Here is a 16,785-nt window from a genome sequence, read left to right on the forward strand (position 1 = left end):
TTTTTGTCATGTGCCGCCAGACCGAAAGATCAGGCGCGCAGCGACCTGCACATTCAAACCGGAACCCGCGAACCTCGATTAGCTTCTGCCTGCTCCGAAGGGCGGTAGCCTGCTCTGAGGCGGGCCACTGTCGGGTTGAAAACCAACTGTCGGGTTCGGAACCCCAGATTGTCGGCAAGGTACGCGCCGCCCACTGGTTGGCCAAAGGGGCACTGGCTCCTGATCCTGCCGCCATGCTCGCCCGATCTCAACCCGATCAAGACAGGTCTGCTCAAAACTCAAGGCGCGGCTGCGGAAGAAGGCGGCCAAAACTTTCGACGCTCTCTGCGGAACTCTCGGCGATATCTGCCAGCTGTAGGAGCCAAATCAAAAACCATTAATTGCGACAGGTGATTTTATGACATTCATTGCGAAGAGGCCAGAATGAACAGCGGAAGAGAGTAGCAGCTCTCTGGTCGCGGCGAGGTGGATCGTCGACACGATCGGCACCTGGCCCGTGCGGGGATCGCACCGCAGCCAGCACCAGAGCCAGACCTTGACCGCTTGCCTTGCTCAGGCGCCACAACAACGAGTGGCTGGAAGCAGATCCACGTGAACTCAGCGATATCGATCAGACGATGCTTACCCTCATGAAAGCCGATCCCGACGCTGTCCAGCGCCGCGAAATCCTGACCAGCATATGGCGCATCGGATGCCACCGCCTGCACACTCACCATCGACATGCCGGAACTCGGAACCAAAGGCCGCAAGCCTCGCCGGCCTCGGCAAAATGGAGCGGCCGCGCCTTCATCCGGGGCGGCCGGGCCAATGTTCGCCAGGCCCTCTACATGCCCGGCCCTTCGCCCTGCGCTTCAACCCCGACCTCAAGGCAAAATACCAGGCGCTAAAGGCGGCAGGCAAACCCGCAAAGGTCATCATCTTGTTGCGAAAGCTCCTCATCCTAGCAAACGCTCTCCTCAAGGCGCAGCGAAAATGGCCCCTAAAACCCTTGACCGAAACGGATACCTTAGCCTTTCAGGTGAGGCGGGCCGAGATAGACCAACCGCGGGTTTAACTTCGCGAGTTTAAGCTGATTATGCCGATGCAACTCTAGCGCCTGCGCGACCGTTTTAGCTTCCATCAACAAGGCGGCAGGCTGGGAGGAAGTACCCTCCCCTGCCGCGAACAAGCTTTGGACAAAGCCCCACCTTGTCCGTAATGTGATCGGGAGGCCGGGGCGCGGCGGTGCTCAGCGGATGTGACGCGCGAGATCTGCGACCCTACCCATCAGCACTTCCATCGGTCCTCGCTGGAAGATGCGCAGCCAAAGCACCGCAAAAGTGCTGATAACCACAACGAAGCCAAAGAGCGTGGACAGGCTCTCGTCTTTGAAAATGTTTATCTTCATAAGATAGGCTATTCCCGCAATGTGCAGCACATAGGCCGTCAAAGACATCGAGCCGACTGCGATTATTGGCCAGACCAGCTTTCGCAGACGCGGGAGCGCATCCACAGCGAGCATGCAAGCCGCCAAGATGATCATTGCGCAACCGGTGCTGCCCACGATCGAAAGCGTCGTTTCGCTATGAGGTGCGGCTATCCATGACGACTTGACTATAAATGACGACTTGGAAGGCTCAAAAGCGCCGTCAACGTCAGACCACCACAAGGAGGTTTCAGTCAAAGCGCGGGAACTCAGCGCGAGCAAGGATCCCCCATGGCCCAACACGGCCAGCGCGACCCCCGCCAGACCAAGGCGCCAATGCGCTGCTAGCGTATTAAGATTAAGGCGCGCGATGGCCATGCCAGCGATGAGGAAAGGAACCCAGGTCACCGCGGGATAGTAGCCGTTGACCATGAGGTTGAAGACCGGGTCGAGGAGGTTGGGGGCAACCGACAGAAGGGAGGAACGGACTTGCGGGAGAACTAATGCCGTAGCGGCAGCGATCAAGCCCAGCTGATATGCGCTGAGCCGATGGAGCGGCAATACCAACAAGAAGCAAATTCCGTAGTATTCTAGGATGACTTCGACCTGGGTACCGAGGCAGCCCAGGATTGAGCCAAGCGCGAGCAAAACAAGGGCACGAATTGCGACTCTGGCGATGGCCTGTCTACCGGCTATCCCCGACTTCGGCGCCTTGCGACCTGTAATCAGGAGGATTGAAAAACCGGCCAATACGGCAAACAGGGCCGACGGCCGCCCATGGGTTAGTTCCATCAGAAACCCGACTAGTCCTCCTTCGCCGGGGTCGGGACCGAGATGGGCGGCATACATCCCGAAGACAGCCAGGCCCCGAGCGAGGTCGATGCCGACCAGCCGATCTACTACCGACCCATTCCTAGCGTCGGCAACCGGTGCCTTCATTACCATGGTAGATTCCCTTGTTGGGTGTGTGGATCGCGGGAGCCGCGATAGGAGAGCCGGTCGGCTGCTGCCGTCGCCTCGTGAAAGGGTTCAAAACATCGCGCCATCTGGCGCATCGAGCCGGCGACAGAGCTGTTCAGCCATTAGCCTGGGGTAAGAACAACAGATCGGCTCACAAAGCCTGTGTCACGGACCTGAAAAGTGGTGTCGCGGAACCGTCGTTTTTTGCATGATGGCTAAGCCGAGAGATCCACTGCACCGACGAGAGACTCAGCGACGTTAGATATCCGATCAGTACGCCGCGGCTCCGCCGGTGACGATCACCCCGGGTGTCAAGGCCAGGGCGTAAACCTGCCATAATCTGTGGTAGTGCGCCCGCGACCAATCCGTTCGACAAAGCTCGGCGCATGGTCGAGCCAATCATATTCTTCCATGTGGCTGTTGCCTGAAAAACCGAAGACGCCGTTCGCTGGTCCAGCTCCAGACCTCGGCCTGCGTCGGTCATTAGAACCGGCGCGCCTGTTTCCCAAATCAATTTGCTGATGCAGCCGCCGGGGGTCACATTGAGCAAAAGTGCCGAGTTCAGGACGGGTTTCATAGGGGCTCTTCGTTTGGCTTTGTTAACGACCCCTTTCTTGCAAGTTGTAGCTGACAGCAGCCTGAAAGCTCCCCAAATAATTCGCTGCCGCCGGTTCAGCCTATTGTCAGCTTCGACCAATAAGATGGGAGCCTTGCCCTCATACCGGAGCTCGGCAGCATGATGCGAATACTGCTCACTGAAGACGATAAGGACCTTGGAAGTGCTATGCACGATCATTTGGTGGCTGGTGGCCACGCGGTCGACTGGGCCAAGAACCTGTCCGAAGCGCGCGATTATGCAGCTGTGGTCGGCTACGACCTTATTTTGCTCGACGTTCACCTGCCGGACGGCAATGGGATCGACTATCTGCGGGAGCTGATCAAGGAACTTGAATCGGCACCGGTCATCATTCTGACAGCCTGCGATCGGATTTCGCATCGCATCGAGGGCTTCAACGCTGGAGCCGACGACTATTTGGTCAAGCCGTTCGATCTGGGGGAACTCTCAGCGCGTATCCATGCAGTGGCACGTCGCCATGGGCATTTTCCGGAGCCGCAATTTTCGGTTGGGACGCTTTCCATACAGGCAGCCGAGCGACGCCTCTTCCGCGACGGGCAGGAGGTCTACCTGACTTGACGCGGATGGGCGGTGCTCGACTACCGTCTGCCCCAGCCCTGCACGGTCGTTTCAAAAGGGAAGATCGTGGACGCGCTTTTCGGCAGACGGCGCTGATTCATACTCTAAAAGAAAATTCGGCTTCCAGTTGCCTTGGCCATGACTTTCCTTCCCGAGAGATGGGTGACAGTTCATTCCGGATAGATGGGTTACACTTTCGGCCCTTTGCAAGGAGAGCAAGGTGCCTTGGAAGGAGTGTAACGTCATGGAAGAGCGGCTGAAGTTCGTCGCCCGGCTGCTGGACGCGAGAAGATGGCGGTGCTTTGCCGGGAGTTCGATATCTCGCGCAAGACCGGCTACAAGATCCTCACGCGCTACAACGACAGCGGCCTGGAGGGCTGACGGACCGATCGCGGCGGCCCTATCGCCACGCCAATCAGCTTCCGTTTCAAATCGAGAAGCTGATTGTGCGCCTCAAGCAAGACAAGCCGACATGGGGTGCGCCGAAGATACGCGAGCGGCTGGCCCGGCTGTATCCGGATGTGCACCGGCCCGCGATCTCGGCCGTGCATGCCGTGCTCGACCGCCACGGCATGGTCGAGCGCCGCAAGCGCAGGCGCAACAGGGCGACGGGGACACCACTTTCAAACGGCTGTCGCCCTAACGATCTTTGGTGTGCCGACTACAAGGGCGAGTTCGGCAGAGAACACGGCCGGGACAGGGGATCACAAACACTTGACCGTTCCAGACCCTGGCAGTGGCGCATCGATTGACCGTTGGCTCTGTTCGTGGGCACCGAAAATAGGGCCTTCTTGGTCCTCGGCAGAGAATATGGCCCGGACGGGGGATAACAAACACTTGACCGTTCCAGACTCTGGCAGTGGCGCATCGATTGACCGTCGACTCTGTTCGCGAGCGCCGAAAATACGGACGACCCCTATGGTCAAAGTGCACTTCTGACCTGCTAGGCACTGTTCGATAACTGGAGGCACCCGCTACGGTGCCCTCGTATTTAAGACACCTGTCAGTTTCAAGCCTGGACATTGACGCGTGGCGCGGCTGCCATTCGTTGACCGCCACGTCGAATTGCCCGCCAACCAGTGTACAGCCGCCGGTGGTCACATTGAGCAAAAGTGCCGAGATCAGGAGGGGTTTCATAAGGCCTCTTCGTTTGGCTTTGTTAACGACCCCTTTCTTGCAATTGTAGCTGACAGCAGCCTGAAAGCCCCCAGATATTCGCTGGCGCCGGTTCAGCCTACTGTCAGCTTCGATCAATAAGGCAGGAGCCTTGCCCTCATACCGGAGCTCGGCAGCCTGATGCGAATACTGCTCATTGAAGACGACGACGACCTTAGAAGTGCTGTGCACGATCATTTGGTGGCTGGTGGCCACGCGGTCGACTGGGCCGAGGGCCTGTCCGGAGCGCGCGGTCATGCAGCTGTGGCCGGCTACGACGTTATTTTGCTCGACGTTCACCTGCCGGACGGCAATGGCATCGACTATCTGCGGGAGCTGATCAAGGGGCTTGATACAACGCCGGTCATCATTCTGACAGCCCGCGATCGGATTTCGCATCGCATCGAGGGGCTCAACGCTGGCGCCGACGACTATTTGGTCAAGCCGTTCGATCTGGGGGAACTCTCGGCACGCATCCGTGCAGTGGCACGTCGCCAAGGGCATTTTCCGGAGCCGCAATTTTCGGTTGGGACGCTTTCCATACAGGCAGCCGAGCGACGCCTCTTCCGCGACGGGCAGGAGGTCCACCTGTCTGGACGCGAATGGGCGGTGCTCGACTGCCTTCTACGCCGGCCCGGTTCGGTCGTTTCAAAGGGGAGGATCGAGCACGCGCTTTATTCATTCAATTCGGAGTTCGAGAGCAACACAGTGGAGGTTTATGTCAGCCGGCTCCGCAAGAAGATCGGCGGGGATAGAATAGCAACCGTGCGTGGCTCCGGATACAGGCTCGTGGTCACATGACGAACTCGAACAGCATGACGAGAAAGCTGATATCGTGGTTAGGCGGGGCAACGCTCCTGGTTTGGATCGCCGCCCCAACCATTGCTGCGTTCATTTTTTGCAATAATGTAAACGAAAGTTCGGATGACTTGCTCCAGGGGAGCGCAGAGTACAGAGAACCAGAGCTGATCAAGGTCTTGAATGGAAAACACGTTGATCAATACAATAACCACTTGCCAACTTATGAAAAGTACTGGACCTATCGTGAGCAGGTTATTAATAAGTACGGGGTAGTGCTTATTTCTGAACCGGAAGAGGGTCAGCAGCCCTTCCCTGATGCTCCCCTGAGTAACGGCTTTTGGCGAAACGCTGATTACCGCGTCTACACAGAGGAGATCCAAGACGGCGTGTATCATCAGTTGGCCGAACCGCTTGATGGCCGCCGTACCACAATCGCGAAGGGCGCACTTTTTGTCTTCCTTCCGACACTCGTGCTCCTGCCCTTTAGCTTAGCTGTTTGGTGGATCGTGATCCGGCGCTCGCTGCGGCCAATCGAGGTACTGCGACAGCAGATCGGATCGCGCGACGGCGGCAATCTGTCACCAATGGACTTGGGCGATTTCCCGGCAGAGTTGGCTCCAATCGCGGCATCCGTCAATCGGCTTCTCGATCGTCTGCGGGCGGCTCTCGAGGCCGAACGCGAGTTCGCCGCAAACAGTGCGCATGAACTGCGCACGCCGATCGCAGGTTCAATCGCTCAGATGCAGAGATTAGTGGCCGAGCTTCCCAATGGGTCGGCCAAAATGCGTGCGCGCGGCATCGAGCAAGCGCTGTCGAGCCTTGGCCGCCTTGTCGAAAAAGTGCTTCAGCTCGCTCAAGCCGAATCGGGGGTTGGCATGGCGGATCACGCGATCGATCTTGTCCGATCGGTTCGGCTGGAAATCGATGACCTGAGGAAAAAGCCGCAATATGCCGGACGCCTGCATCTTAACGTCGACGGCTGCCCCACTTTGATGCGCAAAGTGGATGTCGATGCGTTTGGGATCCTCCTTCGTAACCTGATCGAGAATGCGCTGATACATGGACTGCCCACTGTTCCGACAACAGTTTCCGTCCAAACTGATGGAACCATCGCTATTGCAAACGCCGGACCGGTGGTGCCCCTCCCCGACCTCGAAGGGCTTACAAAGCGATTTAGTCGTGGTGCTACTCCTGCTGCGGGCTCAGGCCTTGGTCTACATATCGCTAACATGGTTATCCAGCGGATCGGTGGCAGTCTAGAGCTTGCGTCGCCCGCCCGCGGTCGCAATGATGGTTTCGAGGCGATCATACGAATTCCTCAATGACACCGGTGAATTCGACGACAGTTGGACACAGGGCGGATTGCTGGCAAGGCTGCTGACAGGGCGAACTGTACGGCAGTATGTATACGGCGTAGAAATCGTACTTCACACAACGCATTTCGGCCGCGGCAATCAATGCCGCTATCATCGTCTGAGCAGTTCGATCGAAGCGACACGACATGATCGGCAAAATCGAAGGCTCCGCCTCACCGCTCGCTCGATTTCGCCCGGGGAGAAAAAAGGCCATCCGAGAAAGTGCAAGCCGCCGCGCAAAGGCGACGTGTCCAATTGTCTGGGTGCCCCTGTGCGCCGGCCCGATCGGGTTGGCGCAGGTCCAGTAAGGACCCGGACCAACCATTCCATTTAGACGACCGGCAGGTTTTAATCGGCGTCCGGATCGCCGTCCCAAAATGCCCCAAGTATACGGCTAGAAAGGCTGCCAACGATCGAGCTTTGGTCGGAGGCGTGCTTGTCAGCGTCTTGGGTGCTTGACCGGCCTTTGCAATGGCCATCGCCATCGCAAGTATCGTGCGTGGCCAGTGAGACCGCAATTTCATCAGCCTGGAGCCGACCGTATCGGTGCTTTTTTATGATTTAGGGATTTTTCGTTTTCCTCTTGGATCATCACGGGTTTGGAGAGGATCTGGTGTTAAGTGCCATTCGGAGCGCCGGCGAACGGCCCGAAATTAATGTGGTCGAGTGATGAAGCCTCCCGAATGCGTTAAACGAGACCCTTTATGGCGGCCCTGGCTGACAACAGTCTGAAAGCTGCAAGCGGCATGCGAAAATGGGGCGATCCTGAATGACGACAGATGCTATCAACATGAAAGAGGCTCGCCCTGAAAGCTGAGCACGCTTTATGCTCAGGCTGCTGACAAGGCCAAAGCAGCGTAAGTGCGTAGTGAAATCCAAGGTCCACATGGGTCGTCGCGCGTCCCATGCGCCTGGGAAGGCGCCGGCCCGGCCAAGCTTTCCCAGCTCGTCCGCATGATGCTTCGCTGAGCGTCAATGGACGTTGGCGCGAGACCAAGGCGTCGTGCGTTGCAATCCGGACGGTCCAGGGTATCAGGAGTTTCACGGCCTCGGCCCGCTTGGCTGGCCACAGTTGAAGCTCCAACGTACCGGCTGGCACCGGGAAATTGGGCTCTGCGCTGCCTCAACGCTGATGGCACGGTCAATGCTTGCCTACCGATGGGGCCGCCCATGCCGTGATGCTGTCGGTCGACGTTCGCAAACCAGACCCTCGCGAGACCCAGCGAAGGGGCTCGCCGGTACGACGAGGGACCTTACCTCTTTATGCGCGGCATCATTATCGAGGATGACATGTTGCCTTACACGTCGTCCCTCGCGCTCGGGTCTTTGTGGGGCGGATGAAGTCCTGATCGCGGTGGCACTGCTGCATGTTTGCGTAAGACCCATCCAGTCACGATCGCGCTGTCCTTCGATGTCGCGGTGCTGATAGGCGGGCAGATCGGTGTGCGCGGCGCCCGCCAAAGGATCGTCGTCACGCCGGAGGAGGCGAGCGTCATAGCCGGCGCGCCGGCGAAAGGCGCTTTCTGTCGGATGCCCGACAATGTCGGATATCGCAAGTATCAAGGTTGGATCAAACCTTGCGAATCGGGGCTTTCTTACTTGGCACGGGGCATGCTCAGGTATCCGCAAACACCCAATGGATAACGAGCAGACTTCCCATGGCCTCACCATGCCGAAAGTTTCCCGGACGCATCCAAAGATGAGGCTCGCGTCAGGCCCAGCAACACGCTGACGGCTCATGTGGCTCGGCGTCGCGTGCCGATCCACTTTCTCCCAATAGGCGTTCGGGAGACATAGATCCTTCAAAATGAGGAACAGATCACTTTGCCAGGAACGCAGCCCATAACCCCACTCTCCCTACCAGAACTACCAAGCAAGCCCCGCACTCATGGGCTTCGCAGGACGTCCGTTGCGTCCGAGTTGGTCGGCGCGGGGCCGGCTCCGATCCCCGTCGCATGGGAGGACGGCAAGGCGAGGGATTTCGTGCTCGACAACGGCATGGAGGTGGTCGTCATTCCCAACCACCGGGCGCCGATCGTCACCCACATGGTGTGGTACAAGATCGGCAGCGCCGACGAGCCGCCGGGCAAATCCGGCATCGCCCATTTCTTCGAGCATCTGATGTTCAAGGCGACGACCAACCATGCGGGCGGCGAATTCGACCGCGCAGTGTTCGAGATCGGCGGCTCCAACAACGCCTTCACCTCCTCCGACTACACCGCCTTCTATCAGACAGTGGCGCCGTCGGCGCTCGAGCTGATGATGAGCTTCGAGGCCGACCGAATGCGAAACCTCATCCTGACCGACGATGTCGTCAAGACCGAGCGCGATGTGGTCATCGAGGAGCGCCGCTCAAGCACCGACACCAACCCGCAGGACGTTCTCCATGAGGAGATCGACGCGACGCTGTGGCAGAACCACCCCTATCGCATCCCGATCATCGGCTGGATGCAGGAGATCGAGCAGCTGAACCGCGTCGACGCCACCGTCTTCTATGAAAAGTACTACTGGCCCAACAACTCCGTGCTGATCGTGGCCGGCGATGTCGAACCGGACACGGTGCGGGCGCTGGCCGAAAAGACCTATGGCAAGGTGGCGCGCGGACCTGACCTGCCGCCGCGCATCCGGCCGGTTGAGCCCGAGCAGAACACCAGGCGCACCGTCACGCTCTCAGACGCCCGCGTCAGCGTGCCCAGTTTTTCGACGCAGTGGGTGGTGCCGTCCTACCACACCGCCAAGCCGGGCGAGGCCGAAGCGCTCGACCTGCTGGCCGAAATTCTCGGCGGCGGTAACCGCGGCCGGCTCTACCAGGCGCTCGCTGTCCAGCAAGGTATCGCTTCCAGCGCCCGCGTCTATTTCCAGGGCACTATGCTCGACGACACCAAGTTCGCCATCTATGGCGCACCGCGCGGCGATGCCAAGCTGGCTGATCTCGAAGCGGCGGCCGCTGCCGAAGTTGCCCGCATTGCCGAGGATGGTGTCAGCAACGAGGAACTAGGCAAGGCCAAGGACCACTATTTGCTCAATATGATCTTTGCGGAAGACAACCTGGACTGGCTCGCCAGCATCTACGGCTCGACGCTGGCCACCGGCGGTACCGTGAAGGATGTCGAGGAACGGCCGAATCGCATCCGCAAGGTTACCCCCGAGCAAATCAAAGCAGTTGCCGCCCGCTATCTCGCGTTCGACCGTTCGACCACGGGCTATCTCTTGCCCAAGACGGAGAATCAAGAGATGACGCTCGGCGCTCGGCCCCATGCTGCGATGAACATCCAGGAGGTGAAGTCCGAAAAGGGCATCATCGCCTGGCTGGTGGAGGACCACACAGTGGAAATCGTCAACATCGGCTTTGCCTTCAAGGGCGGCACCAAGCAGGACCCGGTCGGGAAGGAGGGGATGGCCAAACTGATGGCCGGCCTGTTCATCGAAGGCGCTGGCCATTACGACAGCGGTGCCTTCCAGGTGAAGCTCGACCATGCCGGCGCCGAAATGAGTTTGGACGCGCAAAGCGACGACATCTACGGATCGATGTGCATGCTTTCCAAAAAGCAGGACGCGGCGTTCGGCCTGCTTCGGCTCGCGCTGAACGCGCCGCGCTTCGAGCAGGGGCCGATCGATCGCGTCCGCGCCGAGATTGTCTCCCGCATCGTCGGCAGCGAGCGAGACCCTAACGCCATCGCTCAGCGCAAATGGCTGCGCGCGATCTATGGCGCGCATCCTTGTTCAAGGCTGGGAGAAGGCACAAAAGAGAGCCTGCCCGGCATCACGCCGTCCGACCTCCGCGCCTTCCACCAGGCCATTTTCGCTCGCGACGGGCTCCATATTGCCGTGGTGGGTGACATTGACGCGAACACGTTGAGGGAAAGGCTTGACCAGCTGTTTGGTGATTTGCCTGAGCAACAAACCCTCGTCCCCGTCTACGATGTCGCGCCGAAACTCGGTCAACTGGTGGAGGAGAACTACGACCTGCCGCAGACTTCGCTGACGTTGGCCTGGCCTGGCGTGAAGCCTAGCGCGCCGGATTTCTACGCGGCCGTGCTGCTGAACGACATCCTTGGCGGCTCATACTTGACTTCCCGCCTTTACGAGGAGGTACGTCAAAAACGCGGCCTTGCCTATCACGTCAGCTCTGAACTAACCCTTGACTCGCTTCTGGTTACGACAGAGACACGCTCGGACTGCGCTGCCCAAACACTGAGCATCGTGCGAGATGTGGTAAAGCAGATGGCGCAGCAAGGACCGACCGGGGCCGAGCTCAAGGCGTCGAAGAAGCACCTGATCGGCGCCTATGCCATCGACCAACTGGGCTCGACCCGCTCGATTGCAGACCGGCTCCTGGATTTGCAGATTCACAAGGCCGACGTCGACTACAACCAGCGTCGCGCCCGCAGCATCGGTCGGGTGACGCTCAAACAGGTCAAGGCGGCGGCCAAAAAGCTGCTTTCGGCCGAGCCCGCCATTTTGGTGGTCGGCCCGCCGCTGGGCGGCAAGGATGAGTAAAGAAACTCATCTCACCTTCCTTCTTCATCGGGGCTTCTCGTGGGAAGAGCGAATGTGGAGGCCCGTGGGCCAAGCAGATCATGCAGACGCGCGGAGTCGTTTTCGCCGACCTTGCGCGGCATTGGCGGTCCGGCGGCCTCTCGCCGAAATGGCGCTCCTCAGCATGTATGCCGCCTTTTTGCAGAATTCAGTCGCATGCCACCAGCAGGCATGGTGGATGAAGCAAACATCCGACTGCTTAATCCATCAATTGATGAACCGCGGGCACTCAAACTAACGAAACTGCTGTCTTTTCATCGGGCTAGCGTGGTCTACCAGCTGCTTTGCCGAGGCCCTACGACGAACCCACTGGTGCAGAATACACACTGACGGCCTGTCGACCTGGATGTTCGCTGCGTTGAGGAGGAATCCGGTATTGCCCCTGTGCCTGCCGATGATCCGCCGTCTGAAATCCCCGCACCTGTTTGGAGCCATCGACCGCCTGCCGGCACTCGGCAGACCAGTTGGCAATAAGACGTTCGAGGTCGTCAATCCGTCGACCGGCGAAGTTTTGGCAGAGCTTCCCGATATGGGCGTGGAGGAGACACGTGCTGCGGTAGACAAGGCCTATGTTGCGCAGTCGGGATGGGCCGCGTTGACGGCCCGAGAACGTAGCGACGTTCTTTGGCGATGGCATCAGCTGATCATCGACCATGCAGGCGATCTCGCCGCGATTCTGACTGCGGAAATGGGCAAGCCGCTTGCCGAAGCCATTTCAGAGGTATCGCATGCGGCGGCGTATCTGCAATGGTATGCCGAGGAGGCCAATCGCGTCTATGGCGAGACGATCTCGGCACCCTCGACAGACCGCCGAATGCTAGTGATCAAGCAGCCCATCGGCGTTGTTGGCACGATCACGCCATGGAATTTCCCGGCCTCCATGGTGGCGCGCAAAATCTCGCCGGCCTTGGCTGCGGGCTGCACAATCGTGCTCAAGCCCGCTGAACAGACGCCGCTCGTGGCTGGCGCAATGTTCGCCCTCGCCCATCAGGCCGGCTTTCCCGATGGCGTGGTCAACCTGATCTATGCGTCCGAAGGTGATCGCGTGGGCCGTGAACTCTGCACCAATTCCAAAGATCAGCTTTACCGGTTCGAACGAGGTCGGACGGCTGCTGATGCGTCAGTGCTCTGACCAGATCAAGAAGGTCAGCCTTGAAACCGGCGGCAATGCACCTTTCATCATCTTCGATGATGCCGACATTGACGGTGCTGTTGACGGTGCGGTCCAGGCGAAGTTCCGCAATGCCGGCCAGACCTGCGTTTCCGCGAACCGCATTTACGTCCAATCGAGCGTTCACGATGAGTTCGTCAAGAAATTCGTGGAAAGAATCCGGCACTTGTCGGTTGGCGACGGATTCGATGCCGGAGTGGACATCGGACCGCTCATCGACAAGCATGCTCTGGCCAAGATCGAGTCTCACGTCGCAGATGCCATTGCGAAAGGCGGCACAATACGATGCGGGGGCCAGCGTATCGGCAAGAATGGCACGTTTTTCGAACCCACGGTCCTCACCGAGATTTCCAGCGTCATGGCAGTCGCGCAAGAGGAGACATTCGGGCCGCTCGCGCCGATCATTCGCTTCAACGATGCGGATCAGGTCGTGCGCGAGGCCAATGACACGATATACGGCCTCGCCGCATACTTCTATGCCTCAAACCTGAAGCGGGTCTGGCGTGTGGCAGAGGCTCTGGAATATGGCATGGTTGGCATCAACACGGGACGCATGTCCTCGGAGGCGGCACCGTTTGGCGGGATCAAACAATCCGGCATCGGGCGGGAGGGTTCCCGTCATGGCCTCGAGGACTATCTGGAAATGAAATATCTTTGCATGGGCGGGATTTGAAACCTGCTGCACTGTCTCTCCGCCCCACCGGGGGGCGGCCTGCGGTCAATGCCGCCACCTAATTGGAAGTTCCAAACGCCGTTGACCTGAAACACGGATGCCCGGCAGGAGACTGAGCTCGCTGTCGGGCCGGACATGCCTTGGGAGGGCATAAGTCAGCGCTCCTAGGGCCGATGGGCCACTCAGTTCGTGCGCCTTTTGCCGATTGCGTTGCATGTGCCGTGCCAAGCCAAAAAGCATTGATAAACCGCCGATGGATCAGCTTTTGCCCTGTTGCGCATTCTACATTGTGGGATATGCGACAATGCCCAAGCGGTTGAATCGTCGTGTTGCAGAACCCCAGACGGGTCATGACTGCTATTCTTAGGACAGTGCGCAGCAAGCCGCTACTCGCTGCACTCCAGGCACACCATTTCCATAATCAAGCGGTGGGTGCTATGTTGACCGAGCTGTCGACCAGGGAACGGTGTGAGGCCTCAGATCCCTCCATATTGTTGCACCCGCCGGTCCAACAGGACTGCAGGTCCGGCCTCAAAGGATCTTGGCTGCTATGGCGACATTGCGGTGCACGCCGCTTTCCGACCAATGATGTGCGTCCAGGTCGAGGCCGGCCCTAATGAACCACCGCCTTGGCACCCTCGCCCATCTCATTTCGGCATCGACAAGCTAGACCAGAGCGCACTTGCAAGGCGCCATGCAGTCCTGTCGGCGGGCGAACTGTTGGTGACGGGTACAGCTGCGAGCGAACGTTCATCCACCGACGCACAGCGCGGACTGTCGCTTTTCAAATTAGGAAATCTCTGTAGCCACCATTCATGAGCGCGCGGCCACGCGAGACGGCCCGACGGATGCGGTCGCGCAGATGATCGCGAGGATCCGCCCAGTCGGCATGGACGCGCCGTTGACCGATGAGAACTTCGGCGAGCTCGCGATGAGGTGCTCCGGCGAGCGAACCGTCGAGCGCACGAAGAACGAAGGACAAACGAACGCCGCGCTTTTCCGGCGCAAACAAGCGGGGGGGCAACTGTTGCCCTAGACTGAGAGCATTGAGGCACTCCAGTCCCCTCAGTCGATGCTTTAAAAGCACCGCGGGCCAGATGGCTTGCGTATGCAGGCAAACAGGGTGGAGGATATTCGCGCCCGAGACGGCGAGCTGCAGCGCGTGGTCCGCATTGCGAAGAAGAACATGCTGGCTCTTGTCGGGCGCCAGCAGGACGATTGCACGACAGGGCAATGCCGAGAGTTCGAACGGCGGTGTCGGCGACGAGGCAGGCAACCGTTCCGCAATGACCGGCAGCACATGGACGCACCAGAGCGGACACCAGAATACGACCGAAGCGCGGCCACAAGACTCCGCGAAACAGAACACCCCAGCGTGACAGGTCGCCGGCCGACGCGACCATATCGAGAAAGGATTGGAGAGACCAAGTCTTGCAATGCTGGCGCGCAGCGGTCAGATCGCGCTGGAACGCTGGATTGCGGCGTAAGAACTCCCAAGCCCACTCCCGCAGCGTCAGGCCAGCGGTGTAGTCGTATGATCTTTCATCCCGCCAATCGGCCTGATCCGCGCCAGTCAGGAGATTCATGACTGACATCCCCTGCCCGCGCCTGCGTGCGTCGAAACATTATGCCACTTCGCAAAGCATCGGCGAAGGCAGCAGACGTCGAAGACCCCGTTTCGTTGAAGCGTCAGCCATCGCCACTGTCGGCGACAGAAGATGTGCCCAAATTGCCACCAGACCGTCGAACTGGCACAGCGACGGCCAGCGCGACCTGGAATTGATCCCGTAACGGTCATCGGCTCCTGCGTCGCGATCCAGACGTCCCTTGAAGGCGCAGTAGCGCGGCAGTGGATCGCACGCTGCTTGTCGGCAAGTTGTCGTAGCGGCGGCGCCATAGGCACGGTCATCGGAGGGTCTCCTGCGGCAAGCTTTCGCCATTGGAGGCCAATCTCCCCGCTAGGGCAGCCTGTGCAGTTGCACAGGTGAAGCGGATCAATCAGGGGGAGCCATGGCGGAAACTGGATGATGGCGGCTTGAGGAGAGCGGCGTATCGAGGCGGGTGATGAAGCCTGCCAGTACCTCTCAAGGAGAGTGATACGCCATGAACGAGACTATCAACACATTGTTCGCCTTCGTCAGCCCGACGAAATCGATGATACCCTGACGGATGTACTTCGCAGCGGCGCGCGCAAATTGCTTGCGCATGCGATCGAGATGGAGGCCGAGGCGTATGCCAAGGCGGTCGACTGCCTGACGAAAGATCATATTGCGTCGCTGGCGCTCTACGATTTCCCCGCCCAACACTGGGATCATCTGCGAACGTCCAATCCCATCGAAAGCGTCTTTGCAACCGTTCGCTATCGCACGGTGCGTACCAAGGGCTCGCTATCCTCGAAAACCGCCCAGCTGATGGTCTTCAAGCTGTTGGCCGCGGCCAGGAAGTGGCGACGATTGAAAGGACAAAATCAGTTGCCGAAACTCATCGCAGGTGCCAGGTTCCTGGACGGAATCCAGGTCATCGAAACGAAGCCGCAGAGCGCCGCTTGATCAGCCTCGTCACCCAAATTCCAGCATAGCTCCATCGGAACTGCCAGCCTTCCTTGCCGATCAGGCGCATATCAGCGCTGACGATACCGAGGACGGCGATGGCGGTCACCTCCAGGCCGCCGAGTAACGACCCTCAAAACACCGCACTGGTCGAGGCCAGCCTGAACCGGTATCTTGTGCCTGCCCTCGGGAGTCGCTCTATCCACCATGTGATCGACACCGACATTGCTAACATCACCAAGAAGATCGTCGCCGGGGGTCACCCGCAAGCGGCTAACACGGCCTTCTGGTGTATGCGGGCATTTTTCAACTGGTGTCGCAAACCGCCGCAACGGCTCATCCGCGGTTTCCCCGCGAGGGATTGGAAAATCCGGATCCGGCCCCGATCGTCAAGCGCAAGCGAGTGGTGAACGATGCCGAACTGGCGGCTATATGAACGGGCTGTGAGCCCGAACCGGGCGATATCGGCTATTCGTTCGGCTCCATCGTCAAGCTGCTCATTCTGACCGGACAGAGGCGTACGGAAGTTGCCGCGATGCGTTGGTCCTCAACCTTGAAGCCGGAACATGGAACTATCGGGTGACCGCACGAAGAACGAAGAGCCTACGCTTATTCCGCTGTCCACACTGGCGGTGTCGGTCCCCCAGACGGTACCGAAGACCAATGACACGTTTTTTTCCCTGCGAGGGGCAACGAAAGAAGCCACTTCTCAGGCTACGCGAAGGGCAAGAAGGCTCTAGACGGCAAGGTCAATACTGACGGGGTGGCTTTGGAGAACTGGACCCTTCACGATCTGCGCAGGACGCTCGCGACAAATCTCGGCAGGCGGCAGGTATTGCCACACGTCATCGAGCACATACTGAATCACAAGGCGGCGTCCTTGACAGACATTGGCGAAATCTACAATCTCTATAGCAACGTCAAGGAGAAGCGCGAGGTGTTGCAGATGTGGTCAAATCACATCGAATGGCTGATCAAGCAG

General features: G+C 59.1%; 6 protein-coding genes and 4 pseudogenes. 8 read left to right on the forward strand and 2 right to left on the reverse strand.

Annotation, left to right across the window (positions count from 1 at the left end; all coding sequences use genetic code 11):
* Nucleotides 1–1,228: 1,228 nt before the first annotated feature.
* Entirely contained in the window at nucleotides 1,229–2,350 is a 1,122-nt protein-coding gene (locus P9272_RS32420) for a DUF418 domain-containing protein (RefSeq protein ID WP_063169274.1), read from the reverse strand.
* A gap of 751 nt (nucleotides 2,351–3,101) precedes the next feature.
* On the opposite strand from P9272_RS32420, the gene P9272_RS32425 reads away from it, so the two are divergent.
* The 7 genes and pseudogenes from P9272_RS32425 (at nucleotide 3,102) to P9272_RS32455 (ending at nucleotide 13,254) form a co-directional block, all read left to right on the forward strand.
* Nucleotides 3,102–3,560 (forward strand): response regulator transcription factor, encoded by a 459-nt coding sequence (locus tag P9272_RS32425; RefSeq protein ID WP_224570033.1) that lies wholly within the window; start codon nucleotides 3,102–3,104, stop codon nucleotides 3,558–3,560.
* Between the two features lie 244 nt (nucleotides 3,561–3,804).
* Nucleotides 3,805–4,237, forward strand: a pseudogene (locus P9272_RS32430) (helix-turn-helix domain-containing protein); the annotation flags it as partial.
* Nucleotides 4,238–4,856: 619 nt separating this feature from the next.
* Entirely contained in the window at nucleotides 4,857–5,516 is a 660-nt protein-coding gene (locus P9272_RS32435) for a response regulator transcription factor (protein WP_024505389.1), read from the forward strand.
* Nucleotides 5,513–6,841 carry a HAMP domain-containing sensor histidine kinase gene (locus P9272_RS32440; protein WP_063169275.1) on the forward strand — a complete coding sequence of 443 codons (1,329 nt, stop codon included), beginning with the start codon at nucleotides 5,513–5,515 and terminating at the stop codon, nucleotides 6,839–6,841. Before P9272_RS32435 ends, P9272_RS32440 begins: the two co-directional genes overlap by 4 nt.
* A gap of 1,950 nt (nucleotides 6,842–8,791) precedes the next feature.
* A pseudogene (locus P9272_RS32445) lies at nucleotides 8,792–10,096 on the forward strand (pitrilysin family protein); the annotation flags it as partial.
* 549 nt (nucleotides 10,097–10,645) lie between these two features.
* Nucleotides 10,646–11,371: pseudogene (locus P9272_RS36125) on the forward strand (pitrilysin family protein); the annotation flags it as partial.
* A 415-nt stretch (nucleotides 11,372–11,786) separates the two neighbouring features.
* Nucleotides 11,787–13,254 (forward strand): annotated as a pseudogene (locus P9272_RS32455) (NAD-dependent succinate-semialdehyde dehydrogenase).
* Between the two features lie 784 nt (nucleotides 13,255–14,038).
* Here P9272_RS32455 and P9272_RS32460 read toward each other — a convergent pair.
* Complete coding sequence (locus P9272_RS32460; protein WP_224570032.1) at nucleotides 14,039–14,554, reverse strand: DUF2285 domain-containing protein; 516 nt, start codon at nucleotides 14,552–14,554, stop codon at nucleotides 14,039–14,041.
* A 793-nt stretch (nucleotides 14,555–15,347) separates the two neighbouring features.
* Between P9272_RS32460 and P9272_RS32465 the strand changes: the two genes are divergently transcribed.
* The gene (locus P9272_RS32465) at nucleotides 15,348–15,803 is read left to right on the forward strand and encodes a transposase (RefSeq protein ID WP_256748481.1); all 456 of its coding nucleotides are present in this window, start codon (nucleotides 15,348–15,350) and stop codon (nucleotides 15,801–15,803) included.
* Nucleotides 15,804–16,785 lie beyond the last annotated feature (982 nt).

The sequence above is a fragment of the Mesorhizobium sp. WSM4976 genome, assembly GCF_029625685.1.
Classification (GTDB): Bacteria; Pseudomonadota; Alphaproteobacteria; order Rhizobiales; family Rhizobiaceae; genus Mesorhizobium.

Bases quoted from the DNA above. Each gene is read 5' to 3' on its own strand.
- P9272_RS32435 (WP_024505389.1), top strand. From the start codon at position 4,857: ATGCGAATACTGCTCATTGAAGACGACGACGACCTTAGAAGTGCTGTG.
- P9272_RS32425 (WP_224570033.1), top strand. From the start codon at position 3,102: ATGATGCGAATACTGCTCACTGAAGACGATAAGGACCTTGGAAGTGCT.
- P9272_RS32440 (WP_063169275.1), top strand. From the start codon at position 5,513: ATGACGAACTCGAACAGCATGACGAGAAAGCTGATATCGTGGTTAGGC.
- P9272_RS32420 (WP_063169274.1), bottom strand. From the start codon at position 2,350: ATGGTAATGAAGGCACCGGTTGCCGACGCTAGGAATGGGTCGGTAGTA.